At 72.5% G+C, this 18,409-nt stretch carries 15 protein-coding genes; 1 reads left to right on the top strand and 14 read right to left on the bottom strand.

What is annotated here, in order from left to right; all coding sequences use genetic code 11:
* Positions 1–46: 46 nt before the first annotated feature.
* The 3 genes from Psi01_RS36795 to Psi01_RS36785 are packed head-to-tail and all read right to left on the bottom strand — an operon-like array spanning position 47 to position 1,969.
* Entirely contained in the window at positions 47–973 is a 927-nt protein-coding gene (locus Psi01_RS36795; RefSeq protein WP_204068780.1) for an RluA family pseudouridine synthase, read from the bottom strand.
* A complete protein-coding gene (locus tag Psi01_RS36790) occupies positions 966–1,586 on the bottom strand; it encodes a signal peptidase II (protein ID WP_307819297.1) in 621 nt (206 codons plus the stop codon). The genes Psi01_RS36795 and Psi01_RS36790 overlap by 8 nt, the downstream gene beginning before the upstream one ends.
* Positions 1,550–1,969 carry a TraR/DksA family transcriptional regulator gene (locus Psi01_RS36785; RefSeq protein WP_204068779.1) on the bottom strand — a complete coding sequence of 140 codons (420 nt, stop codon included), beginning with the start codon at positions 1,967–1,969 and terminating at the stop codon, positions 1,550–1,552. The genes Psi01_RS36790 and Psi01_RS36785 overlap by 37 nt, the downstream gene beginning before the upstream one ends.
* 473 nt (positions 1,970–2,442) lie before the next feature.
* Between Psi01_RS36785 and ileS the strand changes: the two genes are divergently transcribed.
* Positions 2,443–5,610, top strand: coding sequence for an isoleucine--tRNA ligase (ileS, locus tag Psi01_RS36780; protein ID WP_204068778.1), 3,168 nt, complete (start codon positions 2,443–2,445; stop codon positions 5,608–5,610).
* A 98-nt stretch (positions 5,611–5,708) separates the two neighbouring features.
* Here ileS and Psi01_RS36775 read toward each other — a convergent pair whose 3' ends face one another.
* From Psi01_RS36775 to murD, 11 genes are all read right to left on the bottom strand, one after another.
* The gene (locus Psi01_RS36775; protein ID WP_204068777.1) at positions 5,709–7,697 is read right to left on the bottom strand and encodes a hypothetical protein; all 1,989 of its coding nucleotides are present in this window, start codon (positions 7,695–7,697) and stop codon (positions 5,709–5,711) included.
* A 43-nt stretch (positions 7,698–7,740) separates the two neighbouring features.
* On the bottom strand, positions 7,741–8,610 hold the full coding sequence (locus Psi01_RS36770; protein WP_203876774.1) for a DivIVA domain-containing protein: 870 nt from the start codon (positions 8,608–8,610) through the stop codon (positions 7,741–7,743).
* Positions 8,611–8,659: 49 nt separating this feature from the next.
* Entirely contained in the window at positions 8,660–8,953 is a 294-nt protein-coding gene (locus tag Psi01_RS36765) for a YggT family protein (protein WP_203876773.1), read from the bottom strand.
* A gap of 79 nt (positions 8,954–9,032) precedes the next feature.
* A complete protein-coding gene (locus tag Psi01_RS36760; RefSeq protein ID WP_204068776.1) occupies positions 9,033–9,536 on the bottom strand; it encodes a cell division protein SepF in 504 nt (167 codons plus the stop codon).
* A gap of 121 nt (positions 9,537–9,657) precedes the next feature.
* A complete protein-coding gene (locus Psi01_RS36755) occupies positions 9,658–10,362 on the bottom strand; it encodes a YggS family pyridoxal phosphate-dependent enzyme (RefSeq protein WP_204068775.1) in 705 nt (234 codons plus the stop codon).
* Between the two features lie 90 nt (positions 10,363–10,452).
* Positions 10,453–11,865: a cell division protein FtsZ gene (ftsZ, locus tag Psi01_RS36750; protein WP_204068774.1), complete on the bottom strand. Its 1,413-nt coding sequence runs from the start codon at positions 11,863–11,865 to the stop codon at positions 10,453–10,455.
* A 246-nt stretch (positions 11,866–12,111) separates the two neighbouring features.
* The gene (locus Psi01_RS36745) at positions 12,112–13,101 is read right to left on the bottom strand and encodes a cell division protein FtsQ/DivIB (RefSeq protein WP_204068773.1); all 990 of its coding nucleotides are present in this window, start codon (positions 13,099–13,101) and stop codon (positions 12,112–12,114) included.
* A gap of 31 nt (positions 13,102–13,132) precedes the next feature.
* Positions 13,133–14,539 (bottom strand): UDP-N-acetylmuramate--L-alanine ligase, encoded by a 1,407-nt coding sequence (gene murC, locus Psi01_RS36740; RefSeq protein ID WP_204068772.1) that lies wholly within the window; start codon positions 14,537–14,539, stop codon positions 13,133–13,135.
* A 34-nt stretch (positions 14,540–14,573) separates the two neighbouring features.
* Positions 14,574–15,662 (bottom strand): undecaprenyldiphospho-muramoylpentapeptide beta-N-acetylglucosaminyltransferase, encoded by a 1,089-nt coding sequence (murG, locus tag Psi01_RS36735; protein WP_204068771.1) that lies wholly within the window; start codon positions 15,660–15,662, stop codon positions 14,574–14,576.
* A gap of 31 nt (positions 15,663–15,693) precedes the next feature.
* Positions 15,694–16,974 carry a putative lipid II flippase FtsW gene (gene ftsW, locus Psi01_RS36730; RefSeq protein WP_204068770.1) on the bottom strand — a complete coding sequence of 427 codons (1,281 nt, stop codon included), beginning with the start codon at positions 16,972–16,974 and terminating at the stop codon, positions 15,694–15,696.
* The gene (gene murD, locus Psi01_RS36725; RefSeq protein WP_204068769.1) at positions 16,971–18,356 is read right to left on the bottom strand and encodes a UDP-N-acetylmuramoyl-L-alanine--D-glutamate ligase; all 1,386 of its coding nucleotides are present in this window, start codon (positions 18,354–18,356) and stop codon (positions 16,971–16,973) included. The genes ftsW and murD overlap by 4 nt, the downstream gene beginning before the upstream one ends.
* Positions 18,357–18,409 lie beyond the last annotated feature (53 nt).

The raw sequence follows: 18,409 nt of genomic DNA, 5'->3' as shown, positions 1-18,409 counted from the left end.
TCACCGGCTCCGGAGATTACCCCGCCCGGCGGGCGCGGAGGCCGCCTCAGTCGCCTTTGACGGCCTTCAGGGCGTGCGCCAGGTCGGCGGGGTACTCGGTCGTGAAAGAGACCCGGTCACCCGTGGACGGGTGCTCGAAGGCCAGCGAGACGGCGTGCAGCCACTGGCGGGTCACCCCCAGGCGCGAGGCCAGCGTCGGGTCGGCGCCGTACAGCATGTCACCGACGCACGGGTGGCGCAGCGCCGACATGTGGACCCGGATCTGATGGGTCCGGCCGGTCTCCAGCTTGATGTCCAGCAGCGACGCCGAGCGGAAGGCCTCGATCGTGTCGTAGTGGGTGATCGACGGCTTGCCCCCGGCCACGACCGCGAACCGGCCGTCTCCGAAGGGGTGGCGGTCGATCGGCGCGTCCACGGTGCCGCGCAGCGGGTCGGGGTGGCCCTGGACCAGCGCGTGGTAGCGCTTGTCCACGGTGCGCTCCTTGAAGGCCCGCTTCAGATGGGAGTAGGCGTGCTCGCTCTTGGCCACCACCATCGCGCCGGTGGTGTTGGCGTCCAGCCGGTGCACGATGCCCTGGCGCTCGGCGGCGCCGCTGGTGGCCACCCGGTGCCCGGCTCCCAGCAGGCCGCCGATCACGGTGGGCCCGGTCCAGCCGGTGGTGGGGTGGGCGGCCACGCCGACGGGCTTGTTGACGACCACGATGTCGTCGTCCTCGTAGACGATCGTCATCCCGGGGATCGGCTCGGCCACCGGCATGGGCGCGGTGGGCGGGGGCGGCAGGACGACGTCCAGCCACTCGCCGCCCTGCACCCGGTCGGACTTGGCGGCGGGCGAGCCGTCCACCAGCACGTCGCCGGAGGCGATCAGCTCGGCGGCGCGGGTGCGGGACAGCCCGAACAGGCGCGACAGCGCGGCGTCGAGGCGCTCGCCCTCCAGCCCGTTGGGAACCGGAAGGCTCCGTCGCTCAGCCATCGCTCTTGCGCTCCTTCTGCTCCTTCTGCCCGGTGTCGTGCGTTCCGTCGATCTGGTAGCCCCGCCAGGCCAGCAGGACGGCGAGGATCCCTCCGCAGACGATCGAGGCGTCGGCGACGTTCCAGACCGGGAAGTGACCGGGGAAGGTCTCGATGAAGTCGACCACGTGCCCCTGGAACGGCGAGGGCCGCCCGAAGCCCGAGGGCCAGCGGAAGACGCGGTCGGTCAGGTTGCCCAGCGCCCCGCCCAGCAGCAGGCCCAGCGTGATCGCCCACGGCAGGCTCCGCAGGTTGCGCGCCGTACGCAGGATCGCGATGACCACCCCGGTCGCCACGAACGTGAAGACGATCGTCATCCCGGCGCCGATGCTGAACGCGGCCCCGGAGTTGAAGATCACTCTGAACTGGAGGAGGCCGGGGATGAGGACCAGTGGATCCCGGTCCTCCAGCGTCCGCAACACGATCGTCTTCGTGACCAGGTCGAGCACGTAGACGATCGGGACGATCGTCGCCAGCACGGCGATCCGCCGCGCCGGGAGCGGGGCGGCCGGGGCCTCCCCGCCCTCCGTCCCACCGCTCAGCGGCGCTCCTCCCGCTGCTTGCAGGCCACGCACAGCGTCGCCCTCGGGAACGCCTGCAGGCGCTCCTTGCCGATCGGCTGGTGGCACGATTCGCACACTCCGTAGGTCCCCGCGTCGATCCGGGCGATCGCTCGCTCGTTCTGCGCGACCAAGTCGCGCGCATTCAGAGTAAGGGCGATCTCGCGTTCGCGTTGATAGGTCCTGGCCCCGGCGTCGGCCTGATCGTCGCCGGCGCCGTCGGTGACGTCGTTGGAGGCGATCTCTGACTCCGCCCTGGCGATCTCGGCGGTCAGATCCCCGATCTCCGTGGACAGCCGCTCACGGACCTCCGCCAGCTCCTCCGCGGTCCAGATTACGGTGGGACCGTTCTGCGCCGGCACTACCGCGCTCTTATCTGCGCGTACGGTCGTGGCCATGTCGGCCTCCTCACTCGATCGGACCCTTACCCGGACGGTAAACGGTGCGGGCAGCTTAGGTCGTCCATAACAAAACGGCAAACGCCACACCGGACTGTTTACTAATCCCGTACCATCCCCCCTCTTTCATCTCATTCCATCCGGCGCCCGGATATCGGGAAGCCTCCGGCACCGGGTGTGCGTTATCGTTTAAGTTCGCAAGGCGTCGATGGGGACGAGTACCTCCGGTCCCCCTCGCAGGAGCGACCCGGGGACGGTGCGAGCCCGGGGCGAGGCCCGGAGAGAAGATCACCCCTGAGCCGCCGGAAGAACGGCCGGGAGTCCACCGGAATCCAACGGCCCAGTAGACCCGGCAGCGACCGAAAAGGAAGAGGGCCTCCGCCGTACGGAGGTCAAGGAGGGTGGTACCGCGGGGCCGCGAGGTCTCGTCCCTCCACGCCAGTGCCCGTGCCAGCGTGGAGGTTCCGTCACCGATGTCCGCCCACTTCCGACCCCTTCCCGCGCAGGTCGACCTGCCCGCGCTCGAGCACGAGGTGCTCGACCGCTGGAGGGACGCCAAGGTCTTCGAGCGCTCGGTGGAGCAGAACGCCGACGGTCCCGCCTGGGTCTTCTACGAGGGCCCGCCCACGGCCAACGGCATGCCCGGCGTCCACCACGTCGAGGCCCGCGTCTTCAAGGACGTCTTCCCGCGCTACAAGTCCATGCAGGGCTACAGCGTGCCCCGCAAGGCCGGCTGGGACTGCCACGGCCTGCCCGTCGAGGTCGGGATCGAGAAAGAGCTCGGCCTGTCGGGCAAGAAGGACATCGAGGCGTACGGCATCGCCGAGTTCAACGCCCGGTGCCGCGAGTCGGTGCTGCGGCACGTGGACGCCTTCGAAGAGATGACCGAGCGGATGGGCTACTGGATCGACCTGTCCCAGGCCTACCGCACGATGGACCCGGCCTACGTCGAGTCCGTCTGGTGGTCGCTCAAGGTCGTCTTCGACAAGGGCCTGCTGTTCCGCGACTTCCGGATCACCCCGTACTGCCCGCGCTGCGGCACCGGCCTGTCCGACCACGAGCTGGGCCAGCCCGGCGGCTACGAGACCGTCTCCAGCCCGTCGGTCTACGTCCGCATGCCCGTGCTGTCCGGCCCGCTGGCCGAGCTCGGCGCCTCCCTGCTGATCTGGACCACCACGCCCTGGACGCTGGTGTCCAACACGGCGGTGGCCGTGCACCCCGAGGTGACCTACGTCGCGGCGCGCCCGGCCGGGTCCGACGAGGTGCTGGTCGTCTCCGCGCCGCTGCTGCACGCCGCGCTGGGCGAGGACGCCGAGGTGCTGGCCACCTTCCAGGGTGCCGAGCTGGAGCACACCGCCTACCGCCGGCCGTTCGAGCTGGTCGACATCCCCGGGGCGCACTACGTGGTGCTGGGCGACTACGTCACCACCGAGGACGGCACCGGCCTGGTCCACCAGGCGCCCGCCTTCGGCGCCGACGACATGACGACCTGCAAGCGGTACGGCCTGCCGGTGGTCAACCCGATCGGCCCCGACGGCCGCTTCCTGGAGAGCGTCCCGATGGTCGGCGGGCAATTCTTCAAGGACGCCGACGAGGGCCTGACCGCGGACCTGCGCGAGCGCGGCCTGCTGTACCGGGGCAGCCACTTCGAGCACAGCTACCCGCACTGCTGGCGCTGCCACACCGCGCTGCTGTACTACGCCCTGCCCGCCTGGTACATCCGCACCACCGCGATCAAGGACCAGCTCCTCGCCGAGAACGAGAAGACCAGCTGGTACCCCGAGACGATCAAGTGGGGCCGCTTCGGCGAGTGGCTGCGCAACAACGTCGACTGGTCGCTGTCGCGCTCCCGCTACTGGGGCACCCCGCTGCCGCTGTGGGTCTGCTCGGCCGACGAGTCGCACGTCACCTGCGTCGGCTCGCTGGCCGAGCTGAGTGAGCTGTCCGGCCAGGACGTCTCCGGGCTCGACCCGCACCGGCCCTACGTCGACGACGTCGCGCTGCCCTGCCCCTCCTGCGGGGCCGAGGCGCGCCGTGTGCCCGACGTGATCGACGCCTGGTACGACTCGGGCTCGATGCCCTTCGCCCAGTGGGGCGCGCCGTACCAGAACGGCGAGATGCTGGACAAGGCCTACCCGGCGCAGTTCATCTGCGAGGCCACCGACCAGACCCGCGGCTGGTTCTACTCGCTCATGGCGGTCGGCACGCTGGTCTTCGGCCGCTCCTCCTACGAGAACGTGCTGTGCCTGGGCCTGATCCTGGCCGAGGACGGCCGCAAGATGAGCAAGCACCTGGGCAACGTGCTGGAGCCGATCCCGCTGATGGACCAGCACGGCGCCGACGCCCTGCGCTGGTTCATGGCCTGCTCCGGCTCGCCCTGGGCGGCCCGCCGGGTCGGTCACGCGGCCCTGGAGGAGATCGTCCGCAAGGTCCTGCTGACCTACTGGAACACCGTCTCGTTCTTCACGCTGTACGCCAACGCCGAGTCCTGGGCCCCGTCCGTGCTCGCTCAGGCCCCGGCGTACGGCGAGCGCCCGCTGATCGACCGCTGGGCGCTGGCCGAGCTGCACCGGACGGTGGCCGAGGTCACCTCCTCGATGGACGAGTTCGACACCGCCCGGGTGGGGCGGCGCCTGGCCGAGTTCCTCGACGACCTGTCCAACTGGTACGTGCGGCGCTCCCGCCGCCGGTTCTGGTCGGGCGACGTCTCGGCCTTCGCCACCCTGTACGAGTGCCTGGAGACCGTCACCCGCCTGATGGCGCCGGTGGTGCCGTTCATCACCGACTACGTCTGGGACGTGCTCCGCGGGGACGACAGCCCCGTCTCGGTCCACCTGGCCGGCTGGCCGGAGGTGAACTCCGCCCTGCTGGACCCGGCGCTGTCGGAGCAGATGGCGCTGGTGCGCCGCCTGGTGGAGCTGGGCCGCTCGGCCCGCGCCTCCAGCGGGGTCAAGACCCGCCAGCCGCTCGGCCGCGCCCTGGTCGGCGCCCCCGGCTGGGCCGGGCTCTCCGCCGAGCTGCGGGAGCTGATCGCCGACGAGCTCAACGTCCAGGCCCTGGAGGACCTGTCGGGCTTCTCGGCCGACCTGGTCTCCTTCACGGTCAAGCCCAACTTCCGGGCGCTGGGCAAGCGGTTCGGGTCGCAGACGAAGCTGGTGGCCGCCGCGGTGTCCGCCGCCGACCCCGGTGAGCTGGCCCGCGCCCTGCGGAGCGGGTCGCCGGTCTCGCTGGAGGCGGGCGAGCTGGGCACGGTCGAGCTGACCGCCGAGGACGTGATCGTCACCGAGCAGCCGAAGTCCGGCTGGGCGGTGGAGACCGGGGCCGTGGACACCGGCACCGGCGAGACGGTCGCCCTCGACCTGGCCATCACCGACGAGCTGCGCCGGGCGGGCCTGATCCGCGACGTGATCCGGCTGGTCCAGGAGGCCCGCAAGTCCACGGGCCTGTCCATCACCGACCGGATCGACCTGTGGTGGTCCACCGCCGACGCCGGCCTGGCCGATGCCCTGCGCGCCCAGGGCGCCACCGTGGCCGACGAGGTCCTCGCCCTGTCCGTCACCGAGGGCACCGCCGAGGGCGTCCCCTCCCACCAGGACCCCGACCTCGGCCTCACCTTCCAGCTCCGCCGTACCACCGCCTGACCCCGCCGACGAAGGGCCCCGGGGGATCTCCTCCCCCGGGGCCCTTCCTCATCGGCACAGCAGGCGCCTCCCCGCGCCGTGGGCGGCGGGCGGCCCGGTCAGGGGGTGGTGCCACCCTCGCAGACCGAGCAGCTGCTCAGGCCGGCCTCTTCGGCCTCGGCCAGGGACATGGTCTCGAGGCCGCCGTCGTCCACGCCCTTGACGAGGGGGCAGGCGGAGCTGTGGAAGCGGCGGGTGCCCACGATGACCTTCACCGTGTCCGGGGAGGGCCCGGCCGGGACGGCGGGAATCCCCTCGGGGGAGGCGTGCGCCTCGTCCTGCGGCGGCTCGGCGGGCCTGACGACGGGGATGCCCTCGGGCGGGGTGTCCGTGTCGTCCTCGGCCAGGGTCTCGGCGAGCGTCTCCTCCCGCGCGGGAGAAGCCTGCGCGGGAGCCCCCGGCGAGGAGGCGGGGCTCTGCCGGGGAGCCTCCTCCTCGGCGGGGGACGCCCCGGCGGAGGCCGAGGCGTCCGAAGTCTCAGAGGTGGAGCCGACCGGCACCGGCTGCCCGGCGCGCCCGGGCACGGTCCCGGTCGGCCCCACCAGCTCGGTGGGGTCTTGCTGATCTTCTGAGGTGGGTTCCGCCGCCGTGCGTTCCCGCGCGGCGGGGCTCTCCGGTCCCACGGCCGCCGGCTCGGCGGAGTCCGCGGGGTCCTCCGGCGCGGAGGGCCGGGGCAGCGCCGGAGACGTGGCCTCCGGCTCCGGTGCGACCGGAGGTTCCGATGCCGCCGGCGGCTGCGGTGCGGACGCCGGGGGCGGGACGACGTCCCGGCTGAACCAGCTGGTGGCCCCGGAGTCCTCCGTGGCCGGTGCGGGTGACGGCGCGGGCGTCTGGATCGGGAACGACGGGGAGGCGAAGGGGCTCACCGGCTCCTGGGAGCGCGGCGGCACCTTCGTGGTCTCGTCCGCCGATTCGGGTCCGTGGACGTACGGCCGGGCGACCGGTCCCTCGGACTCCGGAGCGTCCGGCCGGGTGCCGGGCGACGCGGAGTCCTGCGTGGCGGGCGTGAACGCCCAGGAAGCGGGCTGCGGCTGCTCGGAGGCTCCGGTCTCGGAGGTCCCGGTCTCGGAGGTCCCGGTCTCGGAGGTCCCGGACGGCTGAGCGGAGGAGGCACCGGCCTGCTGGGAGGAGGTGGCCGCCTCGGACGGCGCGGGGGTCTGGGCGCCGGGGCGCCGGGCGGCTGGGGTGACCGGCCCGTACGGGGGGCTGAACCGGGCCGTGGCCTCGTGGGCGGCCGGTTCGGCGGCGGTGGAGCCGGGCTCCCCGAAGGTCTGGGGCCGGGACTCGGCGGGACCGGATTCCCCGGGGACCTGCCGGAGCGCGGCGGCGGTGGAGCCGGACTCCCCGGAGACCTGCCGGGGTTCGGCTGTGGTGGGGCCGGACTCCCCGAAGGTCTGGGGCCGGGACTCGGCGGGACCGGGCTCCCGGACGGCCTGGGGCCGGGTGGGCTCCTGGGCGCGGACGGGGGCGTCCTGGGCCGCGGCGGTGAACTCGGGCAGGCAGGTGGTGCAGGGCGTGAAGCCCTCCTCACGCGCCTCCTCGTGGGTGAGCTCCTCGTGCTCCCTGCCGGCCAGCTGGCGGCACCCGGCGACGTGGTAACGCCTGCGACCGGGGATCACCAGCACGATCGCGTCGGCGTCCAGGACGCCCTGCCGCGTCGCGGAGGCCGATCCGGCCGCCGGGACGGGACGGGCTCCGGTCGCCGCGGACGGCGTGCGTCCCACGCCGGGGACCGCCTGCCCCATGCCGGGCGGAGCCGACACGGGCGGACCCACCGGTGCGCGGTGCTGGTGGGAGGTCGCCATGTGCGGCGCGGGCATCGGCCCGGCCGTCGCCGGTCCCCCGTAGGGGAGCGGCGGAGCCGTCCCGGCGCTGCTTTTGCCGGGAAACAGCTCATGGCGTCGCAACAACGCCCCGATCACCAGGAAGACCGCGGACAGGACACTGACCGCGATCGACCACATGACCAGAAAGGGCTTGGCCAGCACGACCCCCGCGATGAGCAGGACGACGGCCGTCAGGACCAAACCAGCGCTGATGAGGATCACAGAGGAACTCCTGGGTACGGGTCAGACAGGAATGACCCGGACCTTAGCGGCGGTCGTTGTGCGGACCGTCGGCACCCTGGAAGGCTCCGGGGTGCTGCGGCTCTCCGCCGAACGGGTTGGCGGGACCGCCCTGCAGGGGCTGCTGCGCTCCGGGCGCGGCGGCGTGGGACATGGCCGGAGGCCCGCCCACCGGGCCGCCCACGATCGGGAAGCCTCCGCTGCCCTCAGCGGCCACGTTGAGCTCGGCCAGCTGGTTCTCCAGGTAGAGCTTGAGGCGGCTGCGGTACTCCCGCTCGAAGGAGCGCAGCTCCTCGACCTTGCGCTCGAGCTCGTCGCGGTTCTGCACCAGCGAGCCCATGGCCTGGCGGTGACGCTCCTGCGCGTCGCGCTCCAGCGTCTCGGCGCGGGCGCGGGCGTCGCCGATGACCTGCTCGGCCTGGCGGCGGGCCTTGCCGAGGATGTCGTCGGCCTCGCGGCGGGCCCGGGTCACCGTCTCGTCCGCCTCCCGGCGGGCGTCGGCGATCGCCTGGTCGGCCGTCTGCTGGGCCAGGGCGAGCACGCGGGCCGCGGTGTCCATGTTGTCCTCGGCCGGGGGCATGCCCATGCCGACCGGGACGGGCTGCTGCTGCACCGGTTCCGGAGCCCGCATCGGCTCCGGCTGCGGGGGCATCATCATCTCGGGCTTGGGCTCGGTGACGGGCGCCGGCGCCATGGCCATGCCCATCCCGCCGGGCACCTTGCCCCGCATGCACTCCGCCAGTTTGGCGCGGAGCTCCTCATTCTCCTGAATGAGGCGGTCCAGCTCGGACTCGACCTCGTCGAGGAAGGCGTCGACCTCCTCTTCGTCGTAGCCCGGCCTGAGCCTGGTCGTACTGAACTGCTTGTTCCGCACATCAGCGGGTGTCAGCGGCATTTCGGTCTCCTTGGCGCGCTTGGAGTCTGTCCGGAGGGACGGTACCCGATCAACTAGGTTGAAGCGCGGACACGAGTTGGATCAAGACCAAGACCACAATGAAGAGCACTGTGAAGCTTAGGTCAAAGGCAACCGTACCCAACCGGAGTGGCGGAATGAAACGGCGGAGGAACTTGAGAGGTGGGTCGGTGACCGTGTATATGGCCTCCGCCAGGACCAGGACGACCCCCGTGGGGCGCCACTGGCGTGCGAACGCCTGCACCGTCTCAAAGATCATTCTGCCGATCAGCAGAACCAGGTACAGGGACAGGACAAAGACCAGGATCCCGCTAACGATCTCCACGCTGTCGACCTGCCTCCGTCCCGGTCCGCCTTCCCCGGAAGGACGGGGTGAGCTTCGACTCGATGTGCATAGTGGCACTCTAACTCTGGTTGAAGAACCCGCGTTCCGCGATTCTGGCCTTGTCCTCGGCGGTCACCTCGACATTGGCAGGGGACAACAGGAACACCTTGTTGGTAACACGTTCGATGCTCCCGTGTAGGCCAAAGACCAGACCTGCCGCGAAATCGACAAGTCTCTTGGCGTCGCTGTCAACCATCTCCGTCAGGTTCATGATGACCGGAGTGCCGTCCCGGAAGTGCTCGCCGATCGTCCGCGCCTCGTTGTAGGTGCGCGGGTGGAGCGTCGTGATGCGCGCCAGATCGGTCGTACGGCGCTCCAGGACGGCCGTCGCGGGCCTGGGCGCCGGGACCCCGGCGTCGGTGTCCTCCTCGCGGTCGTGGACCGTGCCAGGCCGCTCGTCGGTCCCACGCCGCGAGTCGTCGAACTCGTCGTACTCGTCGTCGGAGTAGGCGTCGTATCTCTCGTAGCGGTCGTCCTCGACAAGACCGAGGTAGACCGCCATCTTGCGCATCGCGCCGGCCATCGCTACTTCTTCCTCCGCCTTACTCCGATTGGCTCGGGGTGGCAGCCTTCCCCCCTTGCAGCCCACCGCCGATCGACCACTGTCCGGGACGTGTGAACGCCAAGGCCCACTTGAAGGGACATTACCTGACTAAGGGCTTGCGGCGACCGAGCAACGCCGTACCGACGCGCAGGTGTGTCGCGCCGTTGGCCACCGCCTCGGCCATGTCGCCGCTCATCCCCGCCGAGATGATCCTGGCGCCGGGGTGGCCGGCCCGCACCGACTCGGCGATGTCCCGCAGCCGCGCGAACGCCCGGGCCGGATCCTCCTCCAGCGGCGCCACGGCCATCACCCCTCCCAGCCGGAGGCCGGGGGCACCGGCCACGGCGTCGGCGACGGGCATCACATCCGCCCGCTGGGCACCACCGCGCCCGGGGTCGTCGTCCAGCGCGACCTGCACCAGGCAGGTGACCTCGCGTCCCGCCCTGACCGCCTCCCGGCTGAGCGCCTCGACCAGGCGCGGGCGGTCCACCGAGTGCACGACATCGGCATAGCCGACCACGGAACGGGCCTTGTTGGTCTGCAACTGGCCGACGAAGTGCCAGGTGAGACCGAGATTCGCGCATTCGTGCGCCTTGACCGCGGCCTCCTGGTCGCGGTTCTCGCCCACGTGCCGGATCCCGAGATCGGCCAGGATCCGCACGTCCGAGGCCGGATAGGTCTTGGTCACCGCGACGAGGGTCACCTCCTCGCGGGCGCGACCGGCCGCCCGGCACGCCTCGGCGATGCTCGCCTCGACTTCGGCCAGAGCGGCCGCGATCTGGTCCCGTCGCTTCTCTTCCGTCACGTCTCCGCCGCTCGAATGCAGACAAACAGGCGGAAACCATTGTGACGCCCACGACAGACCCGGCTGACACCCGCCCTGCCGTGAGCAATATCACTTCAGGAAGTCCGGGACGTCCAGCTCTTCCTCCTGCTCCTCGAAGATCACCCGGGTCCTGCGGCCGGGGTCGGGGAGCCGTGCGGGGATCGGGGTCGGCTGCGGCGGCTCGGGCGTGGGCCGCGGAATCGACACCTGCGGGGCCGCGGGCTCCTCGGTGCGCTGCGGCTCGGGCTGCTGCTCCACCGGCGGGGCCGGCTGCGGCTGCGGGACGGGCTGGGCCTCGGCCTGCGGAGCGGGCGCGGGCGTCACCGGCGCGACCGGAGGAGGCGGCGGCGGGGTGACCGGCGGCGTGACCGTGCGCACCGGCGGGGGCGCGGCGGCCTGCGCGGTCCTCGGCTCGGGCCGCACCTCGCTCTTCACCGTCGGGGTCGACGGGCGGGCCGCCACCGGGGGCGGCGTCGCCGGGCGGGCGGTCTGCGGGCGCGCGGCCCCCTGGGGCGCGGTGGCCTTGCTGCCCGGAGGCGGGTCGTCGAACCCGGCCGCGATCACCGTGACCCGGACCTCGTCGCCGAGCGCGTCGTCGATGACCGTGCCGAAGATGATGTTGGCGTCCGGGGCCGCCGCGTTGGAGACGAGCTGGGCCGCCTCGTTGATCTCGAACAGGCCGAGGTCGGAACCGCCCGCGATCGACAGCAGCACGCCGTGCGCGCCGTCGATGCTGGCCTCCAGCAGCGGGCTGGAGACGGCCATCTCCGCCGCCGCGACCGACCGGTCGTCACCGCGGGCGTGCCCGATGCCCATCAGCGCCGAGCCCGCGTCGGACATGACCGACTTCACGTCGGCGAAGTCGAGGTTGATCAGACCCGGGGTGGTGATGAGGTCCGTGATGCCCTGGACACCGGAGAGCAGCACCTGGTCGGCGGCCTTGAACGCGTCCAGCACGCTCACCTGGCGGTCCGAGATCGACAGCAGCCGGTCGTTCGGGATCACGATGAGGGTGTCGACCTCCGCGCGCAGCGTCTCGATGCCGGCCTCGGCCTGCATCGCCCTGCGGCGGCCCTCGAAGCTGAAGGGCCGGGTCACCACGCCGATGGTCAGGGCTCCCAGGGACCGCGCGATGTTCGCCACGACCGGAGCGCCGCCGGTGCCCGTGCCACCGCCCTCTCCCGCCGTCACGAACACCATGTCGGCGCCCTTGATGACCTCTTCGATCTCCTCGCGGTGGTCCTCCGCCGCCTTCCGGCCGACCTCGGGGTTCGCCCCCGCGCCAAGGCCGCGCGTGAGCTCACGCCCGACGTCCAGCTTGACGTCGGCGTCACTCATGAGCAGCGCCTGGGCGTCGGTGTTGATGGCGATGAACTCGACGCCCTTGAGTCCCTCCTCGATCATCCGGTTGACGGCGTTGACTCCGCCTCCGCCGATTCCTACAACCTTGATGACCGCGAGGTAGTTCTGCGGTGCTGCCACGACGAGGGGCCTTTCCGCTCGTTGACTTGCAATTTCATGCGGCACGGGGCCGTGCCGTCGTTTTCTCAACCCTCAACCTCAAGTTGAGATTTAGATTTATGTCAACCTGAGGATTGATACGGACAGTAGGAGCTACGCTCCGGGCGGGTCAACTAACCGCGCCGCAAGTGCGCCCGGCGTGTCGCAGCCTGTCCTTTTCGCCAGAGGTCCCGCGCGGGCGCCCGCGGGGCGCCGCAGAAGCCGCGGTCACCTCACCGTCACGACATCCGGCGAGCTCACATCATAGGTGTCCGCGGGGCGTTTCAGCAGCGTAGTGAGGATTCTCGCCTTGTCGGCGGGGCGGTCGCTCCCGCCCCACAGCACCGAGCGGCCGTCGCGCAGGCGCAACGAGACCGTCTCGGCGGTCGGCGCGATCACCTCCGCGACCCGCGTGGCCAGTTCCGGCGGCAGCGCGTCGACCACGGCCAGCGCCGCCGTCGACGCGGGATCGCCCGGCCGGCTCAGGCGCAGCACCGGCAGGGCCGGTGGCGCGACCGCCCTGATCTCGGTCACCACGCCGTACCGGTCGACCAGCGCGACCTTGCCGCCCACCGGCATCACCGCTATCGGCTCCCGCTCGACGACCTCGATCTCCAGCGTGCCGGGCCAGCCGCGGCTGACCCGTACCGACTCGATCTGCCGGATCGCGGCTATCCGGTTGCGTACCTCGGCGACGTCCACGGTGGCCAGGGGCGTGCCGTCGGCGACACCGGCCGCCTGCCGGATCTGCGGGACGGGGACGTCCACGTTGCCCACCACCCGGACCTCCCGCACGCCGAGCACCGGGGAGACGAAGACCAGCCAGGCGGCGGTGCCCACGACCCCCACGGTCAGCAGCGCCAGGAAGGCCGTGCGCCACACCCCGCCGCGGCCCGCGGCCCGCCCGGCGGGCCGCCGCCCGGCGCCGCGCCGTCCGGCCCCGGAGGCGTCACGCCCCGCGGATCCGGCGGCGTCGCGCCCCGCGGATCCGGCGGCATCGCGTCCCCCGGCCTCGGAAGCGTCGCGTCCCGCAGGCCCGGAAGAGTCACGCCCCACGCTTCCGGCGGCGTCACGCCCTCCGGGCCCGGAGTCGTCCTCCTCCGGGTCCGGGAGCCGTGGGCCGTCCTTCCCCCTTCCGGCGGCCCGGGGACCGCGGTCCCGCGTCGCCGCGCCCCGCCGTACCTCCCCCGCCTCCGGGTCCTCCTCGGTCCAGGTCATCGCATCCCCCTCACGCGCCCGGCCCTCACGGTCACCGGGCGGACAGCTCCGCGACGATCCGGGGCCCCAGCTCGGTCACGTCGCCGGCGCCCATGGTCAGGACGATGTCGCCGGGCCGCGCCCGGCCGGCCACCAGGGCCGGCACCTCCTCGCGCAGCGGGGCGTAGGCGACCTGCTCGGCCGGGAGCGGCACCTTGCCCGCCACCAGGGCTCCGGAGACCCCGGGCTCGGGATCCTCCCGGGCGCCGTAGACGTCCAGCACGATCGCCTCGTCCGCCAGCCCCAGGGCCGTGCCGAACTCCTCGGCGAAGAACCGGGTGCGGGAGTACAGGTGCGGCTGGAAGACGGCGATGACCCGGCCCGAACCGGAGAAGGAGGCCACCACGTCCCGCGCGGCGCGCAGGTCGGCGGCCAGCTCGGTGGGGTGGTGGGCGTAGCTGTCGAAGACCGCCACTCCCCCCGCCTCGCCCTTGGCCTCGAAACGCCGCTTGGCCCCGGTGAAGGCGGCCAGGCCCTCGCGGATCGCCTCGAAGGACACCCCCAGCTCCGCGGCCACGGCGATGACCGCGGCGGCGTTGAGGGCGTTGTGACGGCCCGGGACCGCCAGCCGGACCCGCCCCTGGCCGCGGATCTCGAAGGAGATCCCCATCCCGTCGGGGGTGATGCCGGTCACCTGGAGGTCGGCCTCCTCGCTCTCGCCGTAGGTGATCACCTTCAGGCCGCGCGCCCGGGCCGGCGAGACGAGCTCGGCCGATCCGGGGTCGTCGAGGCAGACCACCATCGTCGTGCCGATCCGCTCGACGAACCGGGCGAAGCTGTCGTGGACCGCGCGCGGGTCGCCGTAGTTGTCGAGGTGGTCGGGCTCGACGTTGGTCACCACCGCGATGTCGGGGGCGAGCATGAGGAAGGAGCCGTCGCTCTCGTCGGCCTCGGCGACGAACACCTCGCCCGTGCCCTCGTCGGCGCCCAGGCCGGTGGTGACCAGCTGGCCGCCCACGCAGTAGGACGGGTCGGCGCCGCAGCTCTGCAGCGCCACCGTGAGCATCGAGGTGGTGGTGGTCTTGCCGTGCGTGCCCGCCACCGCGACCGCGACCCGGCCGGCCATGACCGAGGCCAGCGCGGCGGCCCGCGGGATCACCCGCAGGCCCTGCCTCAGCGCCTCGCCCAGCTCGGGGTTGGAGTCGCGGATCGCGGTCGAGACCACGACGGTGTCCACGTTCTTGATGTTCGAGGCCGCGTGGCCGACGTGGACGACGCCGCCCAGCTCGCGCAGGGCCATCACCATGTCGGAGCCGCGCGCGTCGCTGCCCGAGACCTGGACCCCCCGCTTGAGCAGGATGCGGGCGATGCCGGACATCCCGGCCCCGCCGATCCCGATGAAGTGGACCCGCCCGAGCTCCTCGGCCGCGACCGGATCCACCAGCTTGACCAGACTCATCGACCGCTCACCGCTCCTCGTCCTGCGCCCATCCTCAGCCTCTCCCCTGCGCCGCGATCTGGAGCACCCGCCTGGCGAGCGCCGTGTCGGCGTCCTTGCGTCCCATCCGGGCGGCGGCCTCCGACATGGCGACCACGCGCTCGGGGTCGGACAGGACCGGCAGGACGTTCCGGATGATCCAGTCGGGGCTCAGGTCGGCGTCGTCGACCATGATCCCGCCGCCCGCCTGCACGATCGGCGCGGCGTTGAGCCGCTGCTCGCCGTTGCCGTGCGGCAGGGGGACGTAGGCCGCCGGCAGGCCCACCGCCGTCAGCTCGGCGCACGTCATGGCGCCGCTGCGGCACAGCGCGAAGTCGGCGGCGGCGTAGGCCAGGTCCATCCGGTCGACGTACTGCAGCACGACGTACTGCGGGTCGCCGGGCGGGGGCTCCTGCTCCAGGGTGTTCTTCGGCCCGATGACGTGCAGCACCTGGATGCCGGCCTGGCGCAGCGCCGGGGCCGCGGCCAGCGCCGCCTGGTTGAGCGAGCGCGCGCCCTGGGAGCCGCCGGTGACCAGCAGCGTGGGCAGGTCGGCCTCCAGGCCGAACCAGGAGCGGGCCTTGTCGCCCATGGACAGCCGGTCCAGCCCGACGATCTCGCGCCGCAGCGGGATCCCGATGTGCTCCGCCTTGGGCAGGGGCGTCTCCAGGTGACCGGTGAACACGTGGTCGGTCAGCCGGGCGCCGAGGCGGTTGGCCAGGCCGGGCCGGGGGTTGGCCTCGTGCACCACGATCGGCACGCCGCGCCGCCGGGCGGCCAGGTAGGCGGGGGTCGCCACGTAGCCTCCGAAGCCGACCAGGACGTCGGCCCGCACCCGGTCCATGATCTGCGCGGCCGTGTTGATGGCGCCCGCCAGGCGCCCCGGCACGGTCAGCAGCTGGGGGGTGATGGAGCGGGGCAGGGGTACGGCGGGCACGAGCTGCAGCTCGTATCCGCGCGCGGGGACCAGCCGCGTCTCCAGGCCCCGCTCGGTGCCGAGACAGGTGATCCCGATGTTCGGATCCAGGTGCCGCAGCGCGTCGGCCAGGGCCAGGGCCGGTTCGATGTGACCGGCCGTACCGCCGCCGGCGAGGACCACTCTCATCAGGTCGGTCCTTTCGCTTATGTCGTCGAACTCATCGTCTTGGGGGACCCGGCCGCCGCGTCGATCCCCGGGCGCCCAGGCCAAGCCAGCTTAGAGCCCGAGCCGCCGGTCCGGGGCCACGGGCGGCGAGAGCCTCCCGTGCCCCGGGTTCGTGCTTGGCGAACGACAGCAGCATTCCGAGCGCGGCCAGGGTCGGCAGCAGCGACGATCCGCCGTAGGAGACCAGCGGCAGCGGGATGCCGGTGATGGGCAGCACGCCGATGACGGCGCCGATGTTGACGATGGCCTGGCCGGTGATCCAGGCCACAGCGGCGGCCGAGGCGAGCCGGACGAAGGGGTCCTTGACCCGGGTGGCGACCCGGAGGCCGGCGTAGCCGATCAGGCCGAACAGCGTGACCACCACGAGCGTGCCCATCAGGCCCAGCTCCTCGCCGAGGATGGCGAAGATGAAGTCGCTCTCGGCGTGCGGGATCCAGCTCCACTTGGCCCGGCTGGAGCCCAGGCCGAGACCGAACCAGCCGCCGCTGCCCATCGCGATCTGCCCCTGCACCGCCTGGTAGCCCGTGCCCTGGGCGTTGGCCCACGGCCGGAGCCAGCCCTCGATCCGGTCGGAGCGGTAGCCCTCGGTGCTGATCATCACGATGGTGGCGAGCGTCGCCACCCCGAGGATCCCGCCGAACAGCTTCAGCGGCGCCCCGACCACCCACAGCAGCGCCAGGAAGATCGCCATCAGGATGATCGTGGTGCCGAGGTCGCTTCCCAGCATGACCAGCAGGGCCATGAGCGCGGTGCCCGGCATCAGCGGGATGAACAGGTGACGCCATTCGATCCTGCCGTTGCGCGCCTTGCGCGCCAGCAGGTCGGCGCCCCACAGCAGCAGGCCCAGCTTGGCCGGCTCGGACGGCTGCAGGTAGAACGGCCCGAGGTCGATCCAGCGCTGGGCGCCGAGCTGGGAGGTGCCCACGAACAGCACGATCGTCAGGCCGATGATGGACAGCGCCATCAGCGGATAGCCCGCCAGCCGGAAGAAGCGCACCGGCAGCCGCGAGCAGATCCACATGATGGGGATCCCCAGCGAGGCCGAGATCGACTGCTTGAAGAACCAGTAGAACGGGTCCCCGACCTCCTGCAGCGCCTCGACGCTGGAGGCCGACAGCACCATCATCAGCCCCAGCGCCATCAGCAGCGCGCTGACGCCCAGCAGCAGGTGGTAGGAGAGCAGCGGGCGCGCGAGCAGCTCGCGCAGGCGGGTCAGGCCGCTCCTGAGCTCCGCCGCGGGAGCCGCCTGCGCCTGTTCGGCTCCGGCGGTCACTCTCCGCCCCGTCCGCCGCCCGCCTCCGGGTCCGCGAGACGGTGCACGGCCCGCGCGAACGCCTCCCCGCGGGCCGGGTATCCGGTGAACATGTCCAGGGAGGCGCCGGCCGGGGCCAGCAGCACGGTGTCTCCGGGGGTGGCGAGCCTGGCGGCTTCGACGACGACACGGTCCATGACCCCAGTGTCTTGCCCGCCCACCTCGACCACGGGGACGTTCTCGGCGTGTCGCGCCAGAGCCTGCCGGATCCGCTCGCGGTCGGCGCCCAGGAGCACCGCGCCGCGCAGCCGGGGGGCGGCCCGCCGTACCAGGTCCTCGACGTCGGCGCCCTTGAGCTGCCCGCCGGCCACCCAGACGATCGAGGGGTAGGCGGCCAGCGACGCGGCGGCGGCGTGCGGGTTGGTGGCCTTGGAGTCGTCGACGTAGTCGACCCCGTCCACCTGGGCGACGTGCGCGATCCGGTGCGGGTCGGGGACGAAGTCGGTCAGCCCCTGCCGCACGGCCGCCGCGGGCACCCCGTAGGCCCTGGCCAGGACGGCGGCGGCCAGCGCGTTGGAGACGTTGTGCGGCGCGAAGGGCCGCACGTCCGCCAGCGTCGCCAGCTCCTCGGCGGCGTGCACGGGGTCGTCCACGAACGCCCGGTCCACCAGCAGGTCCTCGACCACGCCGATCTGCCCGGCCCTGGGCGTGGTCAGCGTGAAGCCGACCGCGCCGGGGTACGGCTCGGCCAGCCGGGCCGACCACTCGTCGTCGGCGTTGTAGACGACCGTCCCGGCTCTGGCGAAGATCTCGCCCTTGGCCCTGGCGTACTCCTCCATGGAGCCGTGCCAGTCGAGGTGGTCGGGGGCGACGTTGAGCACCGCGGCGGCCAGCGGCGCCACCCCGGGCGAGCGGTGCAGCTGGAAGCTGGACAGCTCCACCGCCAGCACGTCGTACGGCTCGGCCACGGCCTCCACCACCGGGACGCCCACGTTGCCGACCGCCAGCGCCTTGTGGCCGGCCGCGGTCAGCATCGAGGTGAGCATCCGCACCGCGGTGGTCTTGCCGTTGGTGCCGGTCAGCGCCAGCCACGGCGCCGCGCCGGCGGGGCGCAGGCGCCAGGCCAGCTCGACCTCGCCGATCACCTCGACCCCGGCCTCGGCCGCGCGGACCAGCAGCGGGTGGTGGGGCGGCCAGCCGGTGGCGACGATCAGGGACGTGCCCTCGGGGACCTCCGCGGGCTCGCCGAAGCGCACCTCGGCCCCGGCCGCGGCCAGTTCCGCGGCGGCGGCGCGCTGGCGCGGCCCGTCCCGTCCCTCCAGGACGACCACCCGCTCGCCGCGCCGGGCCAGCAGGCGGGCGGCGGCGGCGCCGGAGACCCCGGCACCCAAAACACAGATCATTCGAACGACAGGTCCTTACTGGGAGGAGCGTTCCGGCGGGCGCAGGTCGCTGT

It is taken from the genome of Paraplanobispora siamensis, assembly GCF_016863175.1.
Classification (GTDB): Bacteria; Actinomycetota; Actinomycetes; order Streptosporangiales; family Streptosporangiaceae; genus Planobispora; species Planobispora siamensis.
This window is presented reverse-complemented; position numbering and strand designations above follow the sequence as displayed.

Coding starts and splice junctions, on each gene's coding strand:
- Psi01_RS36795 (WP_204068780.1), bottom strand. CDS start 973: ATGGCTGAGCGACGGAGCCTTCCGGTTCCCAACGGGCTGGAGGGCGAG.
- Psi01_RS36785 (WP_204068779.1), bottom strand. CDS start 1,969: ATGGCCACGACCGTACGCGCAGATAAGAGCGCGGTAGTGCCGGCGCAG.
- ileS (WP_204068778.1), top strand. CDS start 2,443: ATGTCCGCCCACTTCCGACCCCTTCCCGCGCAGGTCGACCTGCCCGCG.
- Psi01_RS36770 (WP_203876774.1), bottom strand. CDS start 8,610: ATGCCGCTGACACCCGCTGATGTGCGGAACAAGCAGTTCAGTACGACC.
- Psi01_RS36760 (WP_204068776.1), bottom strand. CDS start 9,536: ATGGCCGGCGCGATGCGCAAGATGGCGGTCTACCTCGGTCTTGTCGAG.
- Psi01_RS36745 (WP_204068773.1), bottom strand. CDS start 13,101: ATGACCTGGACCGAGGAGGACCCGGAGGCGGGGGAGGTACGGCGGGGC.
- murC (WP_204068772.1), bottom strand. CDS start 14,539: ATGAGTCTGGTCAAGCTGGTGGATCCGGTCGCGGCCGAGGAGCTCGGG.
- murG (WP_204068771.1), bottom strand. CDS start 15,662: ATGAGAGTGGTCCTCGCCGGCGGCGGTACGGCCGGTCACATCGAACCG.
- murD (WP_204068769.1), bottom strand. CDS start 18,356: ATGATCTGTGTTTTGGGTGCCGGGGTCTCCGGCGCCGCCGCCGCCCGC.